Here is a 23,644-nt window from a genome sequence, read left to right as displayed (position 1 = left end):
CATGGATAGCGCCGCTCGGCGTCATTCGGCAGCCAGCGGCAGGTCGATGAAATGGTGGTCGGGAATCGCCATCATATCCGCCGAAAAGCGCGCCATATCGTCGGCCAGCGCATCGAAACCAGCCGATTTCTGGAACGTCCGCTCATTCATGTAGAGCCCGCGATTGACCTCGATCTGCAGCGCATGCAGATGGCGCGACGGCCGGCCGTAATGCTCGGTGATGAAGCCGCCGGCATAGGGTTTGTTGTGGGCGACGGTATAGCCCATGCCGATCAGCAGGCCGATCGCCGTCTCGGTCAGCGCAGCCGTGGCCGAGATGCCGAAACGGTCGCCGACAATGAAGTCCGGCCGCAGCCCGCTGTCGCCCACCCTGATGCTCGCCGGCATCGAATGGCAGTCGATCAGCACGGCATAGCCGAACCTGGCATGGGTTCTGGTCAAAAGCCGCTTCAGCGTCTCGTGATAGGGTTTGTAGACGGCCTCGATGCGCTGCACGGCCTCCGCCAGTGGCAGGCGACCGGAATAGATGTCGAGCCCCTCGCCCACCAGCTTGGGCACGGTGCCGAGCCCGCCGGCGACGCGGGCCGAGCGGATGTTACAGAAGGACGGCACCGGCTCGGCGAACATGCGCGGGTCGAGTTCCCAGGGTTCGCGATTGACGTCGAGATAGGCGCGCGGAAAATTCGCCGCCAGCATCGGCGCGCCGAGCGCCACCGCGCCGCCGAACAACTCGTCGACATAGCAATCCTCGGAACGGCGGATGGCGTTGCGGTCGAGCCTGGCCATGGCCAGGAAGCGGTCGGGATAATAGCGGCCGCTATGCGGTGAGTTGAAGACGAAGGGAACGCGCTGCTCGGCGCCCGATCGGATTTCGAAGGGTGGAACGACCGAAAAATCCTCGGCTGCCGTCGTCAATTTGAACGAACCCGGAAACAGCAATGCATCATGATGGGAAACTGCCACCTCATCGGCCGCATGTCCAGCATTTCGGCATGTCGGGACCCCCGTCAATCAGGATTAATGCCGCCAGTGTTCACTTGATGTTTACCGTCACCTCCTCATATACAGGATGGTTAACGGGTTTGCCGGACGGCAGGCTTGGGTGGGTGATTCGGACGGGATAAGATGGCACGCATTCTGCTGGCGGAAGACGACGACGACATGCGCCGGTTCCTGGTCAAGGCGCTGGAGCGGGCCGGCTACCAAGTCAGCGATTTCGACAATGGCGCCAGCGCCTATGAGCGGCTGCGAGAAGAACCGTTCTCCCTGCTGCTGACCGACATCGTCATGCCGGAGATGGACGGCATCGAGCTCGCCCGCCGCGCCACCGAGATCGATCCCGACCTCAAGGTGATGTTCATCACCGGTTTCGCGGCCGTCGCGCTCAACCCCGATTCCAAGGCGCCGAAAGACGCCAAGGTGCTGTCGAAGCCCTTCCATCTGCGCGATCTCGTCAACGAGGTCGAAAAAATGCTGCAGGCCGCCTGAAGCACGCCCAGTGCGATCCGGCCGCTCGCCTGGCGGCGCGACAAAACGAACCTTTCTTTCCCTTTTCCGGCTATTGACGCGCTGGATCAAAAATGGTGTATGCGCGGCTTCGGATGGGCGTGTAGCTCAGCGGGAGAGCACTGCATTGACATTGCAGGGGTCACAGGTTCAATCCCTGTCACGCCCACCATCCAGACCAAAGCTTCGTCTTGGTAGATCCGGCATGCGCGTCAGTGATCCTTGCGGAACGGCATCGTCGCCGGTCATTGCTTCCAGAACATCCATTTCGGCTTCTTGCGCTTTAGTGCCCCGGTCGGGATGATCGTTGCCGGAAAGCTGCTCTGGTCGCCGGCCTCGGCGAGAAACAGCCGCCGCCAATCATCGTTTTGCGCGTCGCGTTGCTGCTTCATGCCCACATCCCCCGTCGATGGTACGGCTGCGGCCAGACCCAGCCGAGTGCCTATGCGTTGGCACACATTGTCGACTTCGTCGCTAATGTCTTCGTAGAAGACTCGCAACGGCTCGATTCCGGTTCGGGCGAAATAGGCCGCCCAGCGCCCGTTGTTGGCAACTATCTTGGCCAATGACGCCTCGATCGCCCATCTTGAATATAAGGCGTCTTTCATGGGTTCCTTGCCGCTGCTCCAAACCCCATCCTGCATGGCCCTGGCGAGCGAGATTGCCTGGCCGAGCAGGTCCTTCCTCTCAAGATGAACCCATATCGGATCGGGGAACCATTCCGAGAGACGAATGTCTTTTTGGAGTCTTTCGAAATGCTCCGGGAAGAGCTTGAAGGCCACCACACCGTTGTCGGTTCTGCCTTTCTCGGCCGCCAGCAGACAGCGTTCAGCCGTAGTCACATCAGGCGTGTCCCAATGTCGAAAATACTCGGTGGGGTTGCCTAGCACGCCAGTGCTGCGCAGCTTCCTGCAAAAAAAATTGCTCCCGCTACGTGGTGTGCTGGCAATGATAAGCGTCTTGTGCGGACGCCTCCAACTGGCAGGCGGACTGATCGACATGGTTGACAGATACCAACGAGGTCATTGCCGAGTCCACTTGCTAAATTAGAGGCGCAAGAACCGCCCCGGCGCGAGCCGGGCGAGCGACAGCCCTGTCGGCTGATCATTGTGGCCGCGGATCTGGCCTGTGGCCGGGCTTGCCGCCGCCTCCGCTTTGCCGGCAATCCGGATTGCCGGCGTCGCAGCATTGTCCGTACTGGTCGAGGTCCGGCTTGCCCTTGTCGCATTCCCTTGGAGGTACCGTCTGACACCCGCCAGCTCCGAAACGGCGATGGCGGCGAGAATGACGTTTCTTGAAACAATAAACATATACGTTCCCCTTTGAGGGCCGCGTTTGTTACGCAGCGCTTGGTTGTGTGGCGCACCGAATTGGTTCAAAGGAATTGAAATGGCGGCAAAGCCTTCGCCCAAGAGCCAGTGGGGGCTTAAGGATGCATCACTCATCGGCACCGGGACGGTGAGGCCGCTTTATGTCCTACGAGGTGGCAAAGACCAATATGGGTTAAATTCTGGTCCCGGCTTTCCAGAGCCGCTGCCGCGCTTTCGAAAGCGGGCTGGAGTCACGGCTCAACCGGCTGGATGGAGCGCTTCAGATCCCTGAACATCGCGTTGGACGGCTCGGCCGCAAGGGATCTTTCGATCATTTCAAGCGCCGGTTTCAACTCACCCCTCGCGTCATGCAGAATATGGGCCGAACACGCCGCGGCATAGGGATTGCCCGCCTTCGCCGCGGCGAAGAAAGGCTCAAAGTTCTTTTCCATGTCATAGCTCCGCCATGCCTTGGAGGTCAGAGCCCGCAACATCGGCAATGGTGCATCAAGGCCGGGCTTGAATTGCCCAGTCATCAGGGATTTCAAAATAGCCTCGCCTGATGGATAGTTTCCTTCACGAAAATAGGTCGCCGCCATCTTCAGGGCAAAGACCTGATTGTCCGGATCCAGCGCGGCCGCCTTCTCGAGAATTTCCCTTGCTCGCGCGGGACTGATCTTGTCTTCCAGACTTAAAAAGGCTGCCCGATAGCCGAAGGCCGCCTCAAACGGATGGTAGTCCGCCTGATGAGCCTTCAATTCCTGCAAAATGATTTCCGCAGCCCGGCGTTTCCTGAACAACGCTCTCGTCTTGACGCAAGCAATTCCCCCCATCATCGCGGCAGTCTTCGCAAAAACGCTGCTCGCCGCATAGATTGTCCGGCAGCGCGCCATCAGCGCCATCTCAAAAAACGTCCTGAGGGTCTGATCCTCGAATTGGTCTGCGCCGAAGTCGTCGACCAGAAACGCTCCGGTTTCCGCCTTCAGGTATTCGAGCGTTGCGCGATCCTGCCCCACCAGCAGCGTTGCCAGGCCCTTTGACTTGAGCTCCAGCACGATCGCCCTCGCCAATGTCGAAGGGATCACCTTGTCGCCGTAAAGCAGCCTTGAGCGAAAAATGCCGCGCACGATGTCGCCGCTGCGCAGATGCAGCGCCGCTGTGGGTTGGGAAAACCGGCACTTGCCGGCTGCATCGAATGCACCTCGCACGGCTTGCGAAAAGCCAAGGGTTCGAAATGTTTCGTGTCCCCGTCTGGCCGGCGTATTGCCGGGAAGCCAGCTTTTGGCCCACCCCTGCTGAAACTTCTTCAGGACACTGAAATCATCGCAAATCCACCCTTGGAACCCTTTCCGCCTTGCGTCTGCTTCCAGGCTGGATCGCGAGAATTTCGATCCGCCTAGAATGGCGAAACCGGCAAGATCGATCTTTTCGCCCAACCAATGTTTGTCGATGAAGTCAGGAGAGAATATTTTCTCGATGACGTCGGCCGAATGGAACTCCATCTTGGCAACGTCCTGGTTGTTCCAGGTGAAGCCGAAACGGCACCCCATCTTGTCAGCAAGGCATTTTGCATTGACCATGGCCGTCAGACGACCACCCAAGCCATCGGTTCTGGTTGCGGCGAACAGTTTCTTGGAAAAATCGGTCAAGCAGCATCGCGCCTTACTTGATGGAACAAATTCGCAACCGGACCTGACGCTCCACACCCAAAGCGCTTGAGACTCGGTCTAAGCCAGGTCGCAAATACGTGAATACGAGGATCAGGCCGCGCCGAGGCGGACGTCACCCTTCTCAACATGGCTGAGAAACCACGCATATGTCTGTTCCAATCCACTGCGAAGCACGTAGCGCGGGCGCCATCCCGTTGCAAACAGCCGCGACACATCCATCAGTTTGCGCGGCGTGCCGTCCGGCCTGGTCGTATCGAAGGCGATCGTAGCCTCGACGCCGGCGACGGATGCGACGGTTTGGGCAAGCTCGGCAATGGTGACATCCTCCCCCGAACCGACATTGACGTGGCCGTCGCCGGCATAATTCTTCAACAGCCAGACCAGCGCATCTGCAGCGTCGTCGACATGCAGGAATTCGCGCCTCGGCGTGCCCGAGCCCCAAACCTCGAGGCTGGTGGCGCCGCTCAGCGCCAGCGCATGCGCCTTTCGCATCAGAGCCGGCACCACATGGCTGCTCTGAAGGTCGAAATTGTCGCCTGGGCCGTAAAGGTTGGCCGGCATCGCCGAGATGTAATCGACGCCGTACTGGCGCCGATAGGCCTGGCACAGTTTAAGCCCTGCGATCTTGGCGATCGCATACCATTCATTGGTGGGCTCGAGCGGGCCGGTCAGCAGTGCATCTTCCGGAATCGGCTGTGGCGCGAGCTTGGGATAGATGCAGGACGAGCCGAGAAACAAAAGCTTGCCGACCTCGCTGCGAAAGGCGCTGTCGATGACATTGCTCTGCATGACCAGGTTGTCCTGCAGGAAATCGACCGGGAACCGGTCATTGGCCAGGATGCCGCCAACCTTGGCGGCCGCCATCACCACCGCATCCGGCCGGTGCTCGGCCATCCAGCGCCGCACGCCGGCCTGGTCGAGCAGGTCGAGCCTGTCGCGCGATACGGTGAGCACCTCGCAATCCTCGCCCGCCAGCCGTCGCACGACGGCCGAACCGACCATGCCGCGATGCCCGGCGACGAAGACGCGCTTGCCTTTCAGCTCAAATGTCACGTCCATCGGCCTGCCTCACGCGGAGCGGCTGTTCTGTCGCGTGCCGCCGGCCGCGCGCGCCAGATCGGCCTGCACCATTTCCGCCACAAGATCCCTGAACCCGGTCGTGTGCGACCAGCCAAGTCTCGCCTTGGCCTTGGCGGGGTCGCCGAGCAAAAAGTCGACCTCGGTCGGCCGAAAATAGCGCGGATCGATACGCACCAGGACCGTGCCCGAGCCGGCATCGACACCAACTTCGTCGACTCCCTCGCCTTGCCAGCGGATGCTCCGTCCGGTCTCGGCAAAGGCCAGTTCGACAAATTCGCGCACCGAATGCGCCTCGCCGGTCGCCAGCACGAAATCGTCTGCTTCGCTGTGCTGCAGAATGCGCCACATGCCTTCTACGTAGTCGCGCGCATGGCCCCAGTCACGCCTGGCGTCGAGATTACCGAGATAGAGCGTGTCCTGCAGGCCGTGTTGGATCGAGGCGACGGCTCGCGTGATCTTGCGGGTGACGAAGGTTTCGCCGCGCGTCGGGCTTTCGTGGTTGAACAGTATGCCATTGGCGGCGAACATGCCGTAGGCTTCGCGGTAATTGACCGTGATCCAGTAGGCGTAGAGCTTGGCCGCGGCATAGGGCGAGCGCGGATGGAACGGCGTCGTCTCGCTTTGCGGGACCTCGCGCGCCTTGCCGTAAAGCTCCGAGGTGGAGGCCTGGTAGAAACGCACCGATTTTTCCATGCCGAGGATGCGGATCGCCTCCAGCAGCCTGAGCGTGCCCAACGCATCGGCATTGCCGGTGTATTCGGGCGTCTCGAAACTCACCTGGACATGGCTCTGGGCGCCGAGATTGTAGATCTCGCTCGGCCGCGTCTCCTGCACGAGGCGAATAAGATTGGTTGCGTCGGTCAGGTCGCCATAATGCAGGAAAAAGCGCGCACCGCGCTCGTGCGGATCGACATAGATGTCATCGACGCGCTCGGTGTTGAACGAGGACGAGCGGCGTTTGACGCCATGGACAATATAGCCCTTCCGCAGAAGCAAATCTGCAAGATAGGCCCCGTCCTGACCGGTTACACCGGTGATGAGCGCCACTTTTTCCGTCATTGCCGCATTCGTCCGCATCTAATCCCGGCAACGGAATACAGATTTGACGCGAGAACGCAAATCTCCCACACGGGGGATACTTTTCAGCCAACGATTGCGTTGTGCTCAGGCACCCGCGACCGCGCAGAAATGCTTCATCCTGGCCAACGCAAGCGCGGGATCGGCGAGCAAGCCTGCCTGGTCGGCAAGGCGGAAGACATCGGCATAGTGCAGGATGCCGCGCGCCGACTGCATGCCGCCGACCATTGTGAAATGATCCTGATGGCCGTTGAGCCAGGCCATGAAGACAATGCCGGCCTTGTAGTACTCGGTCGGCGCCTCGAAGATTTTGCGCGACAGTGGCACCGTCGGCGCCATCAGCGCGTGATAGCCGGTGCGGTCACCGTCAGCCAGTTTCGACAGGGCGGCATTGGCGACCGGGGCGATGGCGTCGAATATGCCGAGCAAGGCATGCGAGTGACGTTTCCCGTCGCCTGCGATCAGTTCAGGGTAGTTGAAGTCGTCGCCGGTGAACATGACGACGCCGTCAGGCAACCGGTTGCGCAGGGCGACTTCCTTGCGGGCATCGAGCAGGGAAATCTTTATCCCCTCGACCTTGCCGGCATGGCGCTCGATGATGGCAACGACGGTGTCGAGCGCAGTCTCGAAATTCTCACTGCCCCAATAGCCCTTCAGCGCCGGATCGAACATGTCGCCCAGCCAGTGCAGGATGACCTTGCCGGCGGCCTGGCTGAGGATGCGATCGTAAACCCTGATATAGTCGTCCGGACCCTCGGCGACCGCCGCCAGCGCCCGGCTGGCCATCATGATCGCCTTGCCGCCCTGCCCTTCGATGAAAGCGAACTGCTGCTCATAGGCGGCGATCACGTCATCGAGCGTCCTGGCAGTCGCCGGCATCAGATGATCGGTGCCAGCGCCCGATGCCAGATCGGCGCCTTCGACGCCGCGCGCCTCGGCGATCGAGCGCCGGATCAATTCCTGCGCATTTGTCCAGTCGAACCCCATGCCGCGCTGCGAGGTGTCCATCGCTTCGGCGATGCGGAAGCCGAGTCGCCACAGATGGTGGCGAAACGCCATCGTCTTGTCCCAGTCGACCACAGGCTTCGACCACGGATTGGTCATCGCAAGCGGGTCGGCGACGACATGCGCCGCGGCATAGGCAATGCGCGGGAAAGCAGCACCTATTCTGGGCTCCACCGGGTCGCCCACCAGCTTGTAGCTGACGCGGCCGCCATTCTCCGCAGGCAGGGTGATGTCCATGGCAACCTCCGTTTCCGGCATCCTATAAATGGAACGTTCCAATAAATCAAGAACCGTTATGATACTGGAGGTTGAACCGGTACAACTGCCAAAAAGAGACTAAGAGCCTTGCTGTGCAGCACATCCATCAATTTTTTGATCTCCCCCAGAATCCCGATTGACTCTCGTTTGGCACAGCGATTAGAACGTTCCAATAGATTTTCCAATTCGAGCGGAGGAAACCACCCGTATGGCCAGCCGGCCCAAGGCAACGATCCTGGACATCGCCCGCGAGGCCGGTGTGTCCAAATCGACGGTGTCGCTCGTGCTGCAAGGCTCAGGGCTGATCCGGCCTGAAACCGCGCTCAAGGTTCGCAAGGCGATCGAGGATGTCGGCTATGTCTACAACCGGGGCGCCGCCAATCTGCGCAAGGCCCACTCCAACGTCATCGGCATGGTCATCAACGATCTCACCAACCCCTTTTTCGCCGAGCTGGCGGTCGGCATGGAGCGTGTCTTCCAGTCAGCCGGCATCGTGCCGTTCATCGCGAATACGGCGGAGAATCCGGTGCGCCAGGAGGAAGTGCTGAAGTCGCTGATGGAACAGGGCGTCGCAGGCCTGATCGTCTCGCCGGCGCGCGGCACGACGCCGGGCGCCTTCCGCCGCCTCGAGACGGCCGGCGTGCCGGTGGTCTTCGCGATGCGCCGCCTGCCGGACAGCCGCATCCCTGTGATCGCGCCCGACAATCATCGCGGCGCGTATCTCGCCGCCGCCCATCTGATCGGCAAGGGCCATCGCCGGCTGGCTTTCTTCGGCGGCACCTCCGATCTGGTCGTCTATCAGGAGCGCCTGGGCGGTTTTCGCGAGGCATGCGAAACGCTTGGCATTGCCAGGCGCGACGTGCTCGTCGTCGAAGGCGAGACCAGCCGCAGGGGCGGCATCGCCTGCCTGGAAACCGCCCTTGCCATGCCCGAGCCGCCGACGGCGGCGCTGTGTTTCAACGACGCCGTTGCCTTCGGCGTCATGCTGGCGCTGCGCAAGCGCGGGCTGGAGCCCGGCGCGGATTTCGCCGTTGTCGGTTTCGACGACGTGGTCGAGGCCGAGCACTACATGCCGGCGCTGACAAGCGTCTCGGTGGACACGGCAGGCCTTGGCGAGCGCGCCGCGCATGTCATGCTGAAGATGATCCAGTCGCGCACCACGCGTGCCGAGGACCATATCGGCGCCGTCAATCTGGTCGTCAGGGAAAGCTGCGGTCCCGATCGCCGCGCCCGGAACACGCCTGCAGGAATGGGAGACGCCGCATGAGCGTCAAATGGGGATTGATCGGCGCCAGCACGATCGCCAAACAGTTCATGATCAACGCCATCCGTGCGCAAGAGGGTGGCGAGATATCAGCGGTGATGAGCTCCAGCCCGGAGCGGGCCAACGCCTATGCCGCGGAAAACAGCATTCCGCTCGCCGTCTCGACACTCGACGACCTGCTCGGCGCCGGCATCGACGCCGTCTACATCTCGACCACCAATGAACTGCATCTCGAACAGGCGCAGGCCGCGATCAAGGCGGGAAAGCATGTTCTGTGCGAAAAGCCGCTGGCGCTGACCAGCGCCGATGCGCGCACCATGGTCGCCGCCGCCATGGCAGCCGGAATCGTGCTTGGCACCAACCACCATCTGCGCAATGCCGGCGCCCACCGCACCATGCGCGATGCCATATCAGCCGGCCGCATCGGCAAGCCGATCGCCGCGCGTGTCTTCCATTCCGTCTACCTGCCGGAGAACCTGCAGGGTTGGCGCATCACCAAACCTGAGGCCGGCGGCGGGGTGGTGCTCGACATCACCGTGCACGATGCCGACACGCTGCGTTTCGTGCTTGGCGACGACCCGATCGAGATTTCCGCCTTCACCCAGTCGGCCGGCATGGCCGGCAGTGGGCTGGAAGACGGCGCCATGTGCATCTGGCGCTTCAAGTCCGGCGTCATTGCCCAGTCGCATGAAGGCTTCACCACAAAGTTCGCCGACACCGGCTTCGAGGTGCATGGTTCGGAAGGCTCGTTGATCGGCAAGAATGTGATGACGCAAAAGCCGGTCGGCACGGTGCTGCTGCGCACAGCCAAGGGCGAGGAGGAACTGAGTTTCGACCACGAAGACCTCTACGTCCGGTCGCTGCGCCAATTCCACGCCGCCATCAGCGGCAAAGGCCAGCCCTCCGCCACCGGCGAGGACGGCGTCTGGTCGCTTGCGTCAGCCGAAGCGGCGTTGCAGTCGGAGAAATCCGGCAAGGCGGTCGCAATCGATCCCAAGCTCGGGAGCGCCAAGTGAGCAAACTCGTTTCCGCCGCGGAAGCCGCCGGCCTGATCAAGGACGGCATGACCGTATCCGTCTCGTCATCGAGCGGCCTCGGCTGCCCGGACGCGGTGCTGGCCGCCATCGGCGAGCGCTTCGACACCGAAGGCCATCCCAAGGGTATCACCACGCTGCACCCGATCGCCGCCGGCGACATGTACGGCATCAAGGGCATCGACCATCTGGCCAAGCCCGGCCTGTTGAAGCGCACGCTGTGCGGCTCCTACCCCTCAGGCCCCTCCTCGTCCGAGCCGCCGCAGATTTGGAAGATGATCGGCGACAATTCGGTTGCCGCCTACAACGTCCCCTCAGGCATCCTGTTCGACATGCATCGGGAGGCCGCCGCCAAGCGGCCGGGCGTGCTGACCAAGGTCGGTCTCGACACTTTCGCCGATCCGCGCCACCAGGGCTGCGCCATGAACGCGGCCGCCAGCGAGCCGATCGTCTCGGTGCAGCAGTTCGACGGCGAGGAATGGCTCTATTTCCGCTCGATCGTACCCAACATCTCGATCATCCGCGCCACCACCGCCGACGAACGCGGCAACCTCACCTATGAGCATGAAGGCGCCTATCTCGGCGGTCTCGAACAGGCGCTCGCTGCCCGCAACAATGGCGGCATCGTCATCGCGCAGGTCAAGCGCGTGGTCGAGAACGGCACGCTGAAGCCGCATGATGTGCGCGTGCCCGGCGTTCTGGTCGACCATATCGTGGTCGCGCCGGATCAGTTGCAGACGACGCTGACGCCTTACGATCCGGCGATTTCAGGCGAGATCTTCCGGCCGCTGTCGAGCTTCCGCAACGCCGAGATGAACGTCCAGAAGGTCATCGCACGCCGGGTTGCCATGGAATTGCGCGACGGCATGGCCGTCAACATCGGCTTCGGCATCTCCGCCAACGTGCCACGCATCCTCCTCGAAGAAGGCCAGCACGGCAAGGTCACCTGGGTGATCGAACAAGGCGCTGTCGGCGGCGTGCCGCTGCTCGACTTCAAGTTCGGCTGTGCCTCGAACGCCGAGGCGATCATGCCCTCGCCGCACCAGTTCATCTATTTCCAGGCCGGCGGCTTCGACGCCTCGCTGCTGTCGTTCCTGCAGATCGACCGCCACGGCTCGGTCAATGTCTCCAAGCTGTCGGCACGGCCGCATGTCACCGCCGGCGCCGGTGGCTTCGTCGACATCACGGCGCGGGCGAAGAAGATCGTCTTCTCCGGCTTCTTCAATGCCGGTGCGAAACTGTCGCTGGCCGAAGGCGGCATCCGCATCGACCGCGAAGGCAAGGTCAAGAAGGTGGTCAACGAGGTCGAGCACATCTCCTTCTCGGGAAAACGCGCCGTCGCGCAGGGACAGGACATCACCTATGTCACCGAACGCTGCGTAATGAAGCTGACGCCGGACGGCCTGATGGTGACGGAACTGGCGCCGGGCATCGACCTCGAGCGCGATGTGCTGGCGCAGTCCGAGACACCGCTCGGCGTCGCCAACGACCTCAAGGTCACGCCGACGGCCCTCTACCAGGATCGGCCGATCGGCCTGTCGCTCAATGGCGGCGCTTCGCTCGGAGGCGCACATGGCTGAGCGCCTCGTCAGCTTCGAGCAGGACGGCGCCATCGGCATCGTCACGCTGCGTCGGCCGGAAAAGTTCAACGCGTTGGACATTCCGATGTTGCGGGCGCTTGAGACAGCGCTCGACGAAGCCGAGATAGCTGACGGCGTGCGCGTTGTGCTGATCCGTGGCGAAGGCAAAGGCTTTTGCGCTGGCGGCGATGTCGAGGCCTGGGGCGAAATGAGCGCAGCTGATTTCCAGGTGCAATGGGTGCGCTATGGCCACCGCGTCTTCGACCGACTGGCGCGGCTGCGGCAACCGACCATCGCGGTGCTCTCCGGCCATGCGCTGGGCGGCGGGCTGGAACTGGCGGTCGCCTGCGACTTCCGTGTCGCCGAAACACAGGTGAAGCTCGGCTTCCCCGAAACCTCGATCGGCGTCGTCCCCGGCTGGTCCGGCACGCAGCGCGCCGTGCGCCGCTTCGGTGCTCAAATCGTGCGTCGCATGGCGCTTGGCGGCGAGGTTTTTGCCGCCCCCGACGCGCTTGCCCTCGGCATTGTCGACCGCGTGGTCGCGACCGGCCAGGCGCTGGCGGAGTCCAAGACTTGGGCGCAAAAAATCGCCGAGCGCGGACCGCTCGCAACCGAAGCCGCCAAGCTGATGATCGCAGTCGCCGAAGGCGAGGAAAGCGCTGCCGCAACCGAGGCGCTCGCCAGCGGCTTCATTGCACTGACCGGCGACCTCAAGGCCGGCGTCGGCGCCTTCAAGGCCAAGCAGAAGCCGGCCTTTTCAAGATCCTAGAGAAAGCACGATGAACGCACCGCTCAACATTTCCATGCCGACTGAAGCGTACAAGGCGCCGAAGGCTTACAAGCTCCTGATCGACGGCAAACATATCGATGCCCACGATGGCCGCACTCTGGAACGCAACAGCCCCGGCCACGGCTTCACCGTCTCGCGCTATGCGCAGGCCGGCGAGGCCGAAGTGGAAGCGGCGATGCAGGCCGCGCACAAGGCGTTCGAGACCGGCCCGTGGCCGCGCATGAAAGCGGCCGAACGCGCCGCCATCCTGCTCAAGGCGGCCGATCTGATCGAAGTCCAGCTCGAAGACATCGCCAGGCTCGATGCGCTGGAATCCGGCAAGCCGATCGCCCAGGCGCGCGGTGAGATTGGCGGCGCCGTCGACATCTGGCGCTATGCCGCCTCGCTTGCCCGCACGCTGCATGGCGAGAGCTATGCCAATCTCGGCGACGCCATGCTGGGCGTGGTGCTGCGGGAGCCGATCGGCGTCGTCTCAATCATCACACCTTGGAATTTTCCCTTCCTGATCGTCAGCCAGAAACTGCCCTTCGCGCTCGCCGCCGGTTGCACGGCGGTGGTCAAGCCGAGCGAAATGACCTCGGCCTCGACCTTCGTGCTCGGCGATATCCTGATGCAGGCCGGCCTGCCCGCCGGCGTCGTCAACATCCTTGCCGGTCTCGGCGCCGATGTCGGCGCACCGATGGTCAGCCATCCGCTGGTCGAGATGGTGTCCTTCACCGGCTCGACCCGCGTCGGCAAGATGACCATGGCTGCGGCCGCGCAGTCGCTGAAGAAAGTCTCGATGGAGCTCGGCGGCAAGAACGGCCAGATCGTCTTCCCCGACGCCGACCTTGAAGCGGCCGCCGACGCCGCGGTGTTCGGCGGCTTTTTCAACGCCGGCGAATGCTGCAATGCCGGCAGCCGGCTGATCGTGCATGAGGCGATCTCAGACGATTTCCTCGCCGCCGTGAAGGCCCTCACCGCTAAAGTGACGGTAGGCGATCCGCTCGACGACCGCACCAAGGTCGGCGCGATGATTTCGTCGGACCATCTGGCCAAGGTAGCCGGTTACGTCACTGCAGCTGCAAGCGGCGGCAGCGATGTCTACAGTGGTGGCAAGCAGCTCGCCTCGACGGCGGGGCAATATCTCGATCCGACCATCATTCGCGGCGTCACCGAAGACATGGCCATTGCGCGTGAGGAAGTGTTCGGACCGGTGCTCTCGGTGCTGACTTTTGAATCGATTGATAAGGCGTTGCACATCGCCAACAACACGCCCTATGGTCTGTCGGCGGGTGTGTGGAGCGCCAGCATCGACACTTGCATGTCGGTGGCGCGTGGTGTGCGTTCGGGGACGGTTTGGGTGAACACATTCATGGAAGGCTATCCCGAGCTGCCTTTCGGGGGCTACAAGCAGTCCGGCATCGGACGCGAACTCGGCAAACGCGCTGTCGAGGACTATACCGAGGAAAAAACAATCCAGTTTCATCGCGGCCAGCGCACCGGTTGGTGGGTCGGCTGAGTTTGGAAGAACCCGGCGGGCATCCGTCGGTTATGTGAATGCAACAAGGGAGGTAGTACATGTTGCGCAAACTGCTTATCGGAACGGCTCTGGCGACGACCTTTGCTTTCTCGGCGCATGCCGAGGACGTCAAGGAAGTCCAGATGCTGCATTGGTGGACGTCGGGCGGCGAAGCGGCTGCTCTCAACGTCCTCAAGGGCGACCTGGCCAAGGAAGGCTATGCCTGGAAGGACGTGCCGGTGGCCGGCGGTGGCGGCGACGCCGCCATGACCGCGCTGAAGGCAATGGTCGCGGCCGGCAATTACCCGACCGCCTCGCAGATGCTCGGCTACACCGTGCTCGACTATGCGGCGGCCGGCGTCATGGGCGACCTCACCGACACGGCGAAGAAGGAAGGTTGGGACAAGTCGGTTCCGGCAGCCCTGCAGAAGTTCTCCGTCTATGACGGCAAGTGGGTCGCGGCTCCGGTCAACGTCCACTCGGTCAACTGGCTGTGGATCAACAAGGCGGTGATGGACAAGATCGGCGGCGCCGAGCCGAAGACCTTCGACGACTTCGTCGCCCTGCTCGACAAGGCCAAGGCGGCTGGCGTCATCCCGCTCGCACTCGGCGGCCAGAACTGGCAGGAAGCCACCATGTTCGACTCGGTCGTACTGTCGACCGGTGGACCTGAGTTCTACAAGAAGGCCTTCAACGACCTCGACGACGAGTCGCTCAAATCCGACACGATGAAGAAGTCGTTCGACAATCTTGCCAAGCTCGTCACCTATGTCGACCCGAACTTCTCGGGCCGCGACTGGAACCTTGCCACCGCCATGGTCATCAAGGGCGACGCCCTTGTGCAGGTCATGGGCGACTGGGCCAAGGGTGAGTTCAACGCCGCCAAGAAAACGCCGGGCACGGACTTCCTGTGCTATCGCTTCCCGGGCACGGAAGGCTCGGTGGTCTACAACTCCGACATGTTCGGCATGTTCAACGTCCCTGACGATCGCAAGGCCGCCCAGGTCGCATTGGCCACCGCCACCCTGTCGAAGAGCTTCCAGTCGGCCTTCAACGTCGTCAAGGGTTCGGTTCCGGCCCGTACCGACGTTCCGGACACCGACTTCGACGCGTGCGGCAAGAAGGGCATCGCCGACCTGAAGGCTGCCAATGAAGGCGGCACGCTGTTCGGCTCGCTGGCCCAGGGCTATGGCGCGCCTCCGGCGGTCGCCAATGCCTACAAGGACGTCGTTTCGAAGTTCGTCCATGGTCAGATCAAGACCTCGGACGAAGCCGTGACCGAACTGGTCAAGGCAATCGACGACGCCAAGTAAGCCTAAAAACCACCTTCCCCGCTTCGGCGGGGAAGGTTTCACCTCAGGATTGGCCGGCCTGAACACCATGCCGACCAAAGACCCGTATGCACGGGGCCGCCTTGCCGCCTGACGGCAGAGCACGGACGACCCGAAACGGGAGGAGCCTCATGAGCAGTGTAGCGACAACCCAGATCAAGCTGACGCCGGAGCGGTCGCGCCCTTCGGTGCGCGCGCGCCTGCAGGACGCGCTGCCGAAGATCGTGCTGGCGCCGAGCTTCGCCATCACCATCGTGTTCGTCTACGGCTTCATCCTATGGACGATCTATCTGTCCTTCACCAATTCCAAGACCTTCCCGTCCTATGTCATCACCGGCTCGCGCGCCTATCAGCGCCTGTGGGGCTGGACCTTCGACACCGACCCGCCATCGAGCTGGTACACGTCGATCACCAATATGGGCATTTTCGGCTTTCTCTATATCGCCATCTGCCTGGCGCTCGGCCTGTTCCTGGCCATCCTGCTCGACCAGAAGATCCGCGGCGAAGGCGTGTTGCGGCCGATCTATCTCTACCCGATGGCGCTGTCCTTCATCGTCACCGGCGTTGCCTGGAAATGGTTCCTCGATCCCGGTCTCGGCCTTGAGCAGACCCTGCATCAGTGGGGCTGGACGAGCTTCCATTTCGACTGGATCAAGAACAAGGATTTCGTCATCTACACGGTGGTCATCGCCGGCGTCTGGCAGGCCTCCGGCTTCATCATGGCGATGTTCCTGGCGGGCCTGCGCGGCATTGACGGCGAGATCATGAAGGCGGCGCAGATCGATGGCGCCACCACTTTCCAGCTCTACCGCCGCATCGTCATTCCGCTGCTGCGGCCGATCTTCCTGTCGGCCTTCATCGTGCTCGCCCACCTTGCTATCAAGTCCTACGATCTGGTGGTCGCGCTGACCAGCGGCGGCCCCGGCGGCTCGGCCTGGCTGCCCTCCAACTTCATGTATGAGTACACTTTCAAGCGTAACGAAATGGCCGTCGGCTCGGCCAGTGCGGTGATCATGCTGATGACCATCGTCGCCATCATCGTGCCCTATCTCTATTCGGAACTGCGGGAGAAGCCGCAATGAGCGCTGTCGCCACCCCTGCCCGCCCCACTGCTTCCCGGCAGGCCTCCGGCGGCATGAGCACCAAGACCCTCAACCGCATCGTCATCTACGGGCTGCTGGCGCTGTTTGCGCTGTTCTACCTGATGCCGCTGTTTGTCATGCTGGTGACCTCGTTCAAGACCATGGAGGAGATCCAGAATGGCAACATGCTGGCGCTGCCCCAGGCGCCGACCTTTGACCCATGGATAAAGGCGTGGAGCGAAGTTTGCTCGGGCCTGACCTGCGTCGGCATGAAGGGCTATTTCTGGAACTCGATCAAGATGGTGGTTCCGGCAGTCATCATCTCGACTCTGCTCGGCGCGCTCAACGGCTATGTGCTGACGAAGTGGCGCTTCCGCGGGGCGACGCTGGTGTTCGGTCTGATGCTGTTTGCCTGTTTCATCCCGTTCCAGTCGGTACTGCTGCCGATGGCAACGATCCTCGGCAGCTTGGGCCGGTTCGGCGTCAAACTGCAGAACGCGACCGGTTTCACCTTCGGCTTCGGCAATCCGACCGTGAACCTGGTGTTCGTTCATGTCGTCTACGGCATCGGCTTCACGACCCTATTCTTTCGCAATTACTATGAAGCGTTTCCGAACGAGCTGGTGAAGGCGGCGCAGATTGACGGGGCAAGCTTCTTCCAGATCTTCCGGCGCATCATGCTGCCCAACTCGCTGCCGATCATCGTGGTGACGGTGATCTACCAGTTCACCAACATCTGGAACGACTTCCTGTTCGCCTCCGCCTATGCCGGCTCCGGCGACGTGATGCCGATGACGGTCGCGCTCAACAACGTCGTCAACACGTCGACCGGGGTTGTCGAATACAACGTCAACATGGCGGCGGCGATGATCGCCGCGCTCCCCACCCTTCTCGTCTATGTCGTCGCCGGCCGCTACTTCGTGCGTGGCCTGATGGCGGGCGCGGTCAAAGGATAATCTGATGGCTTTTCTGGAAATCGATGGGCTGAAGAAGCGTTTCGGGAATGTTGAGATCCTGAAGGGCATCGATGTCGAGCTCGAAAAGGGCGGCTTCCTGGTGCTGGTCGGTCCGTCCGGCTGCGGCAAGTCCACGCTGCTCAACACCATTGCCGGCCTGGAGCAGATCACCGAGGGCGAGATCCGTGTCGACGGCCGCGCCATCAACGATCTGCATCCTTCCAAGCGCGACATCGCCATGGTGTTCCAGAGCTATGCGCTCTATCCGAACATGACGGTGGCCGGAAACATCTCCTTCGGCATGGAGATGCGCGGCGTGCCGGCCGACGAGCGCCAGAAGGCGATCGACAAGGTGGCCAAGGTGCTGCAGATCGGCCACCTCCTGCAGCGCAAGCCGAGCCAGCTTTCCGGCGGCCAGCGCCAGCGCGTCGCCATGGGCCGGGCGCTGGTGCGCGACCCCAAACTGTTCCTGTTCGACGAGCCGCTGTCCAACCTCGACGCCAAGCTGCGCGTCGACATGCGCATCGAAATCAAGCGCCTGCATGCCACCACCGGTACCACTATCGTCTACGTCACCCACGACCAGATCGAGGCGATGACGCTGGCGACCAAGATCGCCGTCATGCGCGACGGCGAGGTGCAGCAGTTCGGCACCCCGGCCGAGATCTACAACAACCCCAGCAATCTGTTCGTCGCCGACTTCATGGGCTCGCCGGCGATGAATCTGATCCCGGCGACCATCGCCACATCGGGCAACGCGCTGTCCGTCGTGCTGCAGCGCGAGGCGCGCGAGCCGATCACGCTGCCGATGGCCAATGCACCGGCGGGTCTCGCGGCCTTCCAGGGCAAGCCGATCATCTTCGGCGTCCGGCCGGAAGCGCTGACCGATCCGGAAGGCGCCGAACGCAACGCTTCCAACATCGCCACTGCCGAGCTGCACATCGAGGTGGTCGAGCCTGCGGGCTCCGACACGTTCGCGGTGACCAATCTCGGCGGCAAGCCCGTTGTGGCGCGGCTGCGCGCCGACGCCAACATCCAGCCGGGCACCAGCACGCCGCTGGCCTTCAACCTGACCAAGGCAGTGTTCTTCGATCCGGCGACCGAGAGCCGCATTCGCTGACCGCCATGACAAATCCGGACATCGTCATCATCGGCTCCGGCATAGGCGGCGCCACGATCGCCTCCGGTCTGGCCGGCAGCGGCGCCTCGATCCTGATGCTTGAACGCGGCGAGCCGCTGCCGGCAACGCCGCATGCGCGAGACACGCGCTCGATCTTCGTCGACGGCCACTACCGTCCCAAGGAGATGTGGCGCGAGGCCGGCGGCGCCGCCTTCAACCCCGGCAACTATTACTATGTCGGCGGCAACTCGAAATTCTACGGCGCGGTGCTGATCCGCTACCGCAAAGAGGATTTCGCCGCCATGGAGCACTTTGGCGGCGTCTCGCCGGCCTGGCCGTTCTCCTATGACGAATTCGAACCCTGGTATTCGAAAGCCGAGCAGCTGTTTCGCGTCCGCGGCTCACTCGGCGAAGACCCGACCGAGCCGTTCCATTCGATCCCCTATGCCTACAAGCCGGTGCCCGACGAAGCGCCGATCGCCCGCGCCCGCGCGGAACTGAAGGGGCTGGGCCTGCACCCGGCATCGCTGCCGCTCGGCGTCGACATCGACACCTGGCTGAAAGAGGGCAAGACTGGCTGGGACGCTTTCCCGAACACAGGCCAAGGCAAGGTCGACGCGCAGACCGGACCGCTGGCGGCTGCACTCAAGGACAGCAACATCCGGCTGGAGACCGGCTGCTATGTCGAATATCTCGAAGCGGCGCCCGACGGCAAAAGCATATCGGCCATCCACTACCGGCAGAATGGCGAGCTGAAGAAAGTGTCGCCGAAGCTGGTCATCCTATCCGCCGGCGCCGTCAATTCCGCCGTGATCCTGATGCGTTCGCCATCCTCAGATGGCAAAGGTCTCGCCAACCGCTCCGACCAGGTCGGCCGCAATTTCATGAACCACAATTCGAGCGCCATGCTGGCGATCGATCCGCGCCGCAGGAACGATTCCGTCTACCAGAAGACGCTGATGCTGAACGATTATTATCTCTCCGACGGCAAGGGCGGCAAGCCGCTCGGCAATGTCCAGCTGCTCGGCAAGATCGACGGCAACATGTTGAAGGCCAACGTCAAGCGAGTGCCGAAATTCGCGCTGGATTTCATGGCCGGTCACGCCGTCGACTGGTATTTGATGTGCGAAGACCTGCCCAATCCGGAAAGCCGCATCATGGTCGATGGCAAGGACATCGTCATGCAGTGGCGGCGCTCCAACATGCAGTCGCTCGACGGGCTGACCAAGGTGATGCGCGAAAACTTCCGCGCCTGCGGCTATCCCATCGTCCTGTCGCGCCCCTTCGACAAGCGCACGCCGTCGCACCAGTGCGGCACGGTGAAGATGGGAGACGATTCGGCCACCGCGCCGCTCGACCCGTACTGCCGCGCCTTTGATCACCAGAACCTGTTCGTCGTCGACGGCAGTTTTCTGCCGAATTCGGCTGCGGTAAACCCGGCGCTGTCCATCGCCGCACAGGCGCTGCGGGTCGCCGAGCACATCCGCCAGACGGACCTCGCGGCATGACCCGGCCCTCTGCCATCGTCACCGGCGGCGCGCGCGGCATCGGGCTGGCCTGTAGTCAAGCGTTGGCCGATGCCGGCTTCGACATCCTGGTCGCTGATCTCGCCGAACGAGCGCCGGATGGGCTTGCCGCCGACATCACCGCACGCGGCGCCAAGTTCGCCTACATCAAATGCGACATCGCCAAGCTCGACGGTCACGCCGCGTTGGTCGACGCCGCCACAAACGCCTTCGGCCGCATCGACTGTCTCGTCAACAATGCCGGCGTCGGCGCCGTGGTGCGCGGCGATCTGCTGGAGCTGAAGCCGGAGAATTTCGACCGTGCGCTGAACATCAATCTGCGCGGTACCGTCTTCCTCAGCCAGGCCGTCGCCAAGGCGATGCTGGCGGCACCGGGTGATCATCCGCGCTCGATCATCACCATCACCTCGGTCAGCGCAGAAATGGCCTCACCGGAACGCTCGGATTACTGCATCTCGAAAGCTGGGCTGTCCATGTGGGTGAAGAACCTGGCGCTCAGGCTCGCGCCGGAAAACATCGGCGTGTTCGAGCTGCGCCCAGGCATCATCCGCACCGAAATGACGGCGGGCGTGACAGCCAAATACGACGCGCTGATCGATGGCGGCCTGGTGCCAGCAAAGCGCTGGGGCGAAGCGTCCGACATCGGCGCTGTGGTGGCGACGCTTGCCGCCGGTAAGCTCGGCTTTTCCACCGGCTCGATCATCAATGTCGACGGCGCGCTGTCCGTGCCGCGATTGTAAGGGTGATGCCATGACCGACTACATCATCGTTGGCGCCGGCCCGGCCGGCTGTGTTCTCGCCAACCGGCTGAGCGAGGATCCGGGCAATTCGGTATTGCTGCTGGAAGCAGGCGGCAAGGACTGGCATCCGCTGATCCACATGCCGGCGGGCTTTGCCAAGATGACCAAGGGCATCGCTTCCTGGGGCTGGTCGACTGTGCCGCAGAAGAACATGAAGGATCGCGTCTTCTGGTACACACAGGCCAAGGTGGTCGGCGGCGGCTCCTCCATCAATGCCCAGATCTACACGCGCGGCAACGCCCGCGACTACGACGCGTGGGAGAAGGAAGAGGGCCTCGCGGGCTGGGGCTATAGGGACGTGCTGCCCTATTTCAAGCGGGCCGAGAACAACCAGCGCTTCGCCAACGATTTTCATGGCGACCAGGGGCCGCTCGGCGTGTCGAACCCGATTTCCCCGCTGCCGATTTGCGAGGCCTATTTCCGTGCCGGCCAGGAGATGGGCATCCCCTTCAACCCGGATTTCAACGGCGCTGCCCAAGAAGGCGTCGGCTATTACCAGCTGACCCAGAAGGACGCCCGGCGTTCATCCGCTTCGGTCGCCTATCTGAAGCCGATCCGCGCCCGCAAGAACCTGACCGTCAGGACCGATGTGCTGGTGACCCGCATCGTCGTCGAGAAAGGCCGCGCCATCGGCGTCGAGATCGTCGACAGGCCGGGCGGCCAGAAGACCATCCTGCGCGCCGAACGCGAAGTGATCGTCTCGTCCGGCGCCATCGGTTCGCCGAAGCTGTTGATGCAGTCGGGCATCGGCCCGGCCGATCACCTGAATTCGGTCGGCGTGACGCCGGTGCATGATCTGCCCGGCGTCGGCTCCAACATGCAGGACCATCTCGATTTGTTCGTCATCGCCGAATGCACCGGCGACCACACCTACGACAATTACGCCAAACTGCACCGCACGGCATGGGCCGGCTTGCAGTATCTGTTGCTGAAGAAGGGACCCGTCGCGTCCAGCCTGTTCGAGACCGGCGGTTTCTGGTACGCCGATCCGACAGCCGCATCGCCCGACATCCAGTTCCATCTCGGCCTCGGCTCCGGCATCGAAGCCGGCGTCGAGAAGCTGAACAACCCGGGCGTCACCTTGAACTCGGCCTTCCTGCGCCCGCGCTCGCGCGGCACGGTGCGGCTGAAGAGCGGCGATCCGGCCGACCACCCGCTGATCGATCCGAACTACTGGTCCGATCCCTATGATCGTGCGATGTCGATCAAGGGGCTGAGACTCGCGCGCGAAATCATGCGGCAGAAGGCGCTTGCCCCTTACGTGCTGCGCGAAGTGCTGCCCGGCCCATCGCTCGCCAGCGATGAAGAGCTGATCGATTATGCCTGCCGCACCGCCAAGACCGATCATCACCCCGTAGGCACCTGCCGCATGGGCCATGACGATATGGCCGTGGTGACACCGGACCTGCGCCTGCGCGGCATCGAAGGCTTGCGCGTCTGCGACGCTTCGGTGATGCCGCGCGTGCCCTCTTCCAACACCAATGCGCCGACCATCATGGTCGGCGAAAAGGGCTCGGATATTATTCTTGGCCGCGAGCCGCTGCCGCCGGCGGCGTTTTCCGGCAATCGCGCCGCGTAACAAGTTCAGGAAGGGCCCCAGATGATCAGGCACTGCGTCTTCGTTAAATTCCGCAGCGATGTCGCCGCCACCGAACGCGCGGCAATTCATGCCGACCTCGAGGCGCTTCGCTACTTTGTCGACGGCATGGACACTGTCTATTTCAGCGCCAATGTCAGCCCGGAGCCGTTCGCGCGCGGTTTCAACCATGGCTTCACCATCGACTTCCGCGATGCCGCCGCCCGCGACGCCTATCTGGTGCATGAGGCGCATCAACGCGCCGGCGCCCGTTTGGTCGCTGCACTCGAAGGCGGCACCGACGGGCTGATGGTATTCGATCTCGATATCAGCCCAGCCTGAGCGCCACGACACCGGCGACAATGCTGAGCGCGGCGGCGCCCCGCCAGCCCGTCATCTTTTCGCCCAGCGCGAAGACCGAGATCATCATGGCGAACAGGATCGAGGTCTCGCGCAGCGACGCCACCGAGGCGATCGGCGCCTTGGTCATTGCCCACATGACGATCCAGTAGGCGCCGCCGCTGAGCACGCCGGTGAACAGCCCGGCCTTCCAGTCACGCGCCAGAACGGGCAGTGCCTTGGGCCCGCGAAAGATGAGGCACAGCACCAGCGCGCCAAAAGCGTCGCAGATGAACAGCCAGGCGGCGTAGCTCTGCGCGGTCGCCGCCAGCCGCGCGCCGCTGCCGTCGGAGAGCGTGTAGCTGGAGATAAAGATCGAGGTGCCGAGCGCAAAGCCGACCGCGCGAAGATTGAACCGCTCCAGATGTACGCCGCCGCGAAACGACATCACCAGCGTTCCGGCCGACAGCAGCAGGATGCCGAGGATGGCGAACGGCGCCGGCATCTCCTGCACCACGACAATGCCGCCGAGCGCGGTCAGCAGCGGCGCTGTACCGCGCGCCAGCGGATAGGTCTGGGCGAAATCACCCGCCTTGTAGGCGCCGATCAGGAAGGTCCGATAGCCCATGTGAAAGATCACCGAGGCGATGATGTAAGGCCACACTTCGGCCTTCGGAAACTCGACGAAGGGCAGCACGAAGAGCGCGGCAAACCCCATGCCCAGCGTCATCAGAGTGATCGACAGGAAACGGTCGAGATGCACCTTGACCAGCGCATTCCAGATCGCGTGCATGGCGGCCGCGGCAAGCACCGCGAAGAAGACGAAAAGCGTCATGGAG

General features: G+C 62.8%; 22 protein-coding genes and 1 tRNA gene. 15 read left to right on the top strand and 8 right to left on the bottom strand.

The window, feature by feature from the left end; genetic code table 11:
- Nucleotides 1-21: 21 nt before the first annotated feature.
- Nucleotides 22-963, bottom strand: coding sequence for an N-formylglutamate amidohydrolase (locus AC1D1L_RS24460; protein WP_477343996.1), 942 nt, complete (start codon nucleotides 961-963; stop codon nucleotides 22-24).
- 162 nt (nucleotides 964-1,125) lie between these two features.
- On the opposite strand from AC1D1L_RS24460, the gene cpdR reads away from it, so the two are divergent.
- Nucleotides 1,126-1,488, top strand: coding sequence for a cell cycle two-component system response regulator CpdR (cpdR, locus tag AC1D1L_RS24455; RefSeq protein WP_006199474.1), 363 nt, complete (start codon nucleotides 1,126-1,128; stop codon nucleotides 1,486-1,488).
- Between the two features lie 115 nt (nucleotides 1,489-1,603).
- A tRNA-Val gene (locus AC1D1L_RS24450) sits at nucleotides 1,604-1,678 on the top strand.
- Between the two features lie 73 nt (nucleotides 1,679-1,751).
- On the opposite strand, the gene AC1D1L_RS24445 is transcribed toward AC1D1L_RS24450, so the two are convergent.
- From AC1D1L_RS24445 to AC1D1L_RS24420, 6 genes are all read right to left on the bottom strand, one after another.
- Complete coding sequence (locus AC1D1L_RS24445; RefSeq protein ID WP_477343995.1) at nucleotides 1,752-2,507, bottom strand: Stf0 family sulfotransferase; 756 nt, start codon at nucleotides 2,505-2,507, stop codon at nucleotides 1,752-1,754.
- A 45-nt stretch (nucleotides 2,508-2,552) separates the two neighbouring features.
- Nucleotides 2,553-2,951, bottom strand: a complete 399-nt coding sequence (locus tag AC1D1L_RS24440; protein ID WP_477343993.1) for a hypothetical protein — start codon at nucleotides 2,949-2,951, stop codon at nucleotides 2,553-2,555.
- 116 nt (nucleotides 2,952-3,067) lie between these two features.
- Entirely contained in the window at nucleotides 3,068-4,465 is a 1,398-nt protein-coding gene (locus AC1D1L_RS24435; RefSeq protein ID WP_477343991.1) for a tetratricopeptide repeat protein, read from the bottom strand.
- A gap of 111 nt (nucleotides 4,466-4,576) precedes the next feature.
- Nucleotides 4,577-5,545: a GDP-L-fucose synthase gene (gene fcl, locus AC1D1L_RS24430; protein ID WP_477343990.1), complete on the bottom strand. Its 969-nt coding sequence runs from the start codon at nucleotides 5,543-5,545 to the stop codon at nucleotides 4,577-4,579.
- Between the two features lie 9 nt (nucleotides 5,546-5,554).
- A complete protein-coding gene (gene gmd, locus AC1D1L_RS24425) occupies nucleotides 5,555-6,625 on the bottom strand; it encodes a GDP-mannose 4,6-dehydratase (protein ID WP_477343989.1) in 1,071 nt (356 codons plus the stop codon).
- Between the two features lie 105 nt (nucleotides 6,626-6,730).
- Nucleotides 6,731-7,885, bottom strand: a complete 1,155-nt coding sequence (locus AC1D1L_RS24420) for a dihydrodipicolinate synthase family protein (protein WP_477343988.1) — start codon at nucleotides 7,883-7,885, stop codon at nucleotides 6,731-6,733.
- A gap of 229 nt (nucleotides 7,886-8,114) precedes the next feature.
- On the opposite strand from AC1D1L_RS24420, the gene AC1D1L_RS24415 reads away from it, so the two are divergent.
- The 13 genes from AC1D1L_RS24415 to AC1D1L_RS24355 all read left to right on the top strand — a co-directional run bounded on the left by AC1D1L_RS24415 (nucleotide 8,115) and on the right by AC1D1L_RS24355 (nucleotide 22,808).
- Nucleotides 8,115-9,173, top strand: coding sequence for a LacI family DNA-binding transcriptional regulator (locus AC1D1L_RS24415; RefSeq protein WP_192254578.1), 1,059 nt, complete (start codon nucleotides 8,115-8,117; stop codon nucleotides 9,171-9,173).
- Nucleotides 9,170-10,186, top strand: a complete 1,017-nt coding sequence (locus AC1D1L_RS24410; protein WP_477343987.1) for a Gfo/Idh/MocA family protein — start codon at nucleotides 9,170-9,172, stop codon at nucleotides 10,184-10,186. Before AC1D1L_RS24415 ends, AC1D1L_RS24410 begins: the two co-directional genes overlap by 4 nt.
- Nucleotides 10,183-11,784: an acyl CoA:acetate/3-ketoacid CoA transferase gene (locus AC1D1L_RS24405; protein ID WP_436261266.1), complete on the top strand. Its 1,602-nt coding sequence runs from the start codon at nucleotides 10,183-10,185 to the stop codon at nucleotides 11,782-11,784. Before AC1D1L_RS24410 ends, AC1D1L_RS24405 begins: the two co-directional genes overlap by 4 nt.
- The gene (locus tag AC1D1L_RS24400; protein WP_477343986.1) at nucleotides 11,777-12,553 is read left to right on the top strand and encodes an enoyl-CoA hydratase/isomerase family protein; all 777 of its coding nucleotides are present in this window, start codon (nucleotides 11,777-11,779) and stop codon (nucleotides 12,551-12,553) included. Before AC1D1L_RS24405 ends, AC1D1L_RS24400 begins: the two co-directional genes overlap by 8 nt.
- Before the next feature lie 10 nt (nucleotides 12,554-12,563).
- Entirely contained in the window at nucleotides 12,564-14,075 is a 1,512-nt protein-coding gene (locus AC1D1L_RS24395; protein WP_477343985.1) for an aldehyde dehydrogenase family protein, read from the top strand.
- A gap of 59 nt (nucleotides 14,076-14,134) precedes the next feature.
- Nucleotides 14,135-15,388, top strand: coding sequence for an ABC transporter substrate-binding protein (locus AC1D1L_RS24390; RefSeq protein WP_477343984.1), 1,254 nt, complete (start codon nucleotides 14,135-14,137; stop codon nucleotides 15,386-15,388).
- A gap of 149 nt (nucleotides 15,389-15,537) precedes the next feature.
- Nucleotides 15,538-16,488: a carbohydrate ABC transporter permease gene (locus AC1D1L_RS24385; protein WP_477343983.1), complete on the top strand. Its 951-nt coding sequence runs from the start codon at nucleotides 15,538-15,540 to the stop codon at nucleotides 16,486-16,488.
- Complete coding sequence (locus tag AC1D1L_RS24380) at nucleotides 16,485-17,444, top strand: carbohydrate ABC transporter permease (protein ID WP_477343982.1); 960 nt, start codon at nucleotides 16,485-16,487, stop codon at nucleotides 17,442-17,444. Before AC1D1L_RS24385 ends, AC1D1L_RS24380 begins: the two co-directional genes overlap by 4 nt.
- Nucleotides 17,445-17,448: 4 nt before the next feature.
- Entirely contained in the window at nucleotides 17,449-18,564 is a 1,116-nt protein-coding gene (locus AC1D1L_RS24375; protein ID WP_477343981.1) for an ABC transporter ATP-binding protein, read from the top strand.
- Nucleotides 18,565-18,569: 5 nt separating this feature from the next.
- Nucleotides 18,570-20,072 carry a GMC oxidoreductase gene (locus AC1D1L_RS24370; protein WP_477343980.1) on the top strand — a complete coding sequence of 501 codons (1,503 nt, stop codon included), beginning with the start codon at nucleotides 18,570-18,572 and terminating at the stop codon, nucleotides 20,070-20,072.
- The gene (locus tag AC1D1L_RS24365; RefSeq protein WP_477343979.1) at nucleotides 20,069-20,830 is read left to right on the top strand and encodes a 3-ketoacyl-ACP reductase; all 762 of its coding nucleotides are present in this window, start codon (nucleotides 20,069-20,071) and stop codon (nucleotides 20,828-20,830) included. The genes AC1D1L_RS24370 and AC1D1L_RS24365 overlap by 4 nt, the downstream gene beginning before the upstream one ends.
- A gap of 10 nt (nucleotides 20,831-20,840) precedes the next feature.
- Entirely contained in the window at nucleotides 20,841-22,469 is a 1,629-nt protein-coding gene (locus tag AC1D1L_RS24360) for a GMC family oxidoreductase (protein ID WP_477343977.1), read from the top strand.
- 21 nt (nucleotides 22,470-22,490) lie between these two features.
- A complete protein-coding gene (locus AC1D1L_RS24355; RefSeq protein WP_477343976.1) occupies nucleotides 22,491-22,808 on the top strand; it encodes a Dabb family protein in 318 nt (105 codons plus the stop codon).
- Here the strand turns inward: AC1D1L_RS24355 and AC1D1L_RS24350 are convergent.
- Nucleotides 22,795-23,640 (bottom strand): EamA family transporter, encoded by an 846-nt coding sequence (locus AC1D1L_RS24350; protein WP_477343975.1) that lies wholly within the window; start codon nucleotides 23,638-23,640, stop codon nucleotides 22,795-22,797. The two genes, AC1D1L_RS24355 and AC1D1L_RS24350, sit on opposite strands and share 14 nt — an antisense overlap.
- Between the last annotated feature and the right edge of the window lie 4 nt (nucleotides 23,641-23,644).

The sequence above is a fragment of the Mesorhizobium sp. P2_D6 genome, from assembly GCF_056404315.1.
The sequence above is the reverse complement of the archived record's forward strand: the minus strand, read 5'-3'. Positions and strand labels throughout refer to the sequence as shown.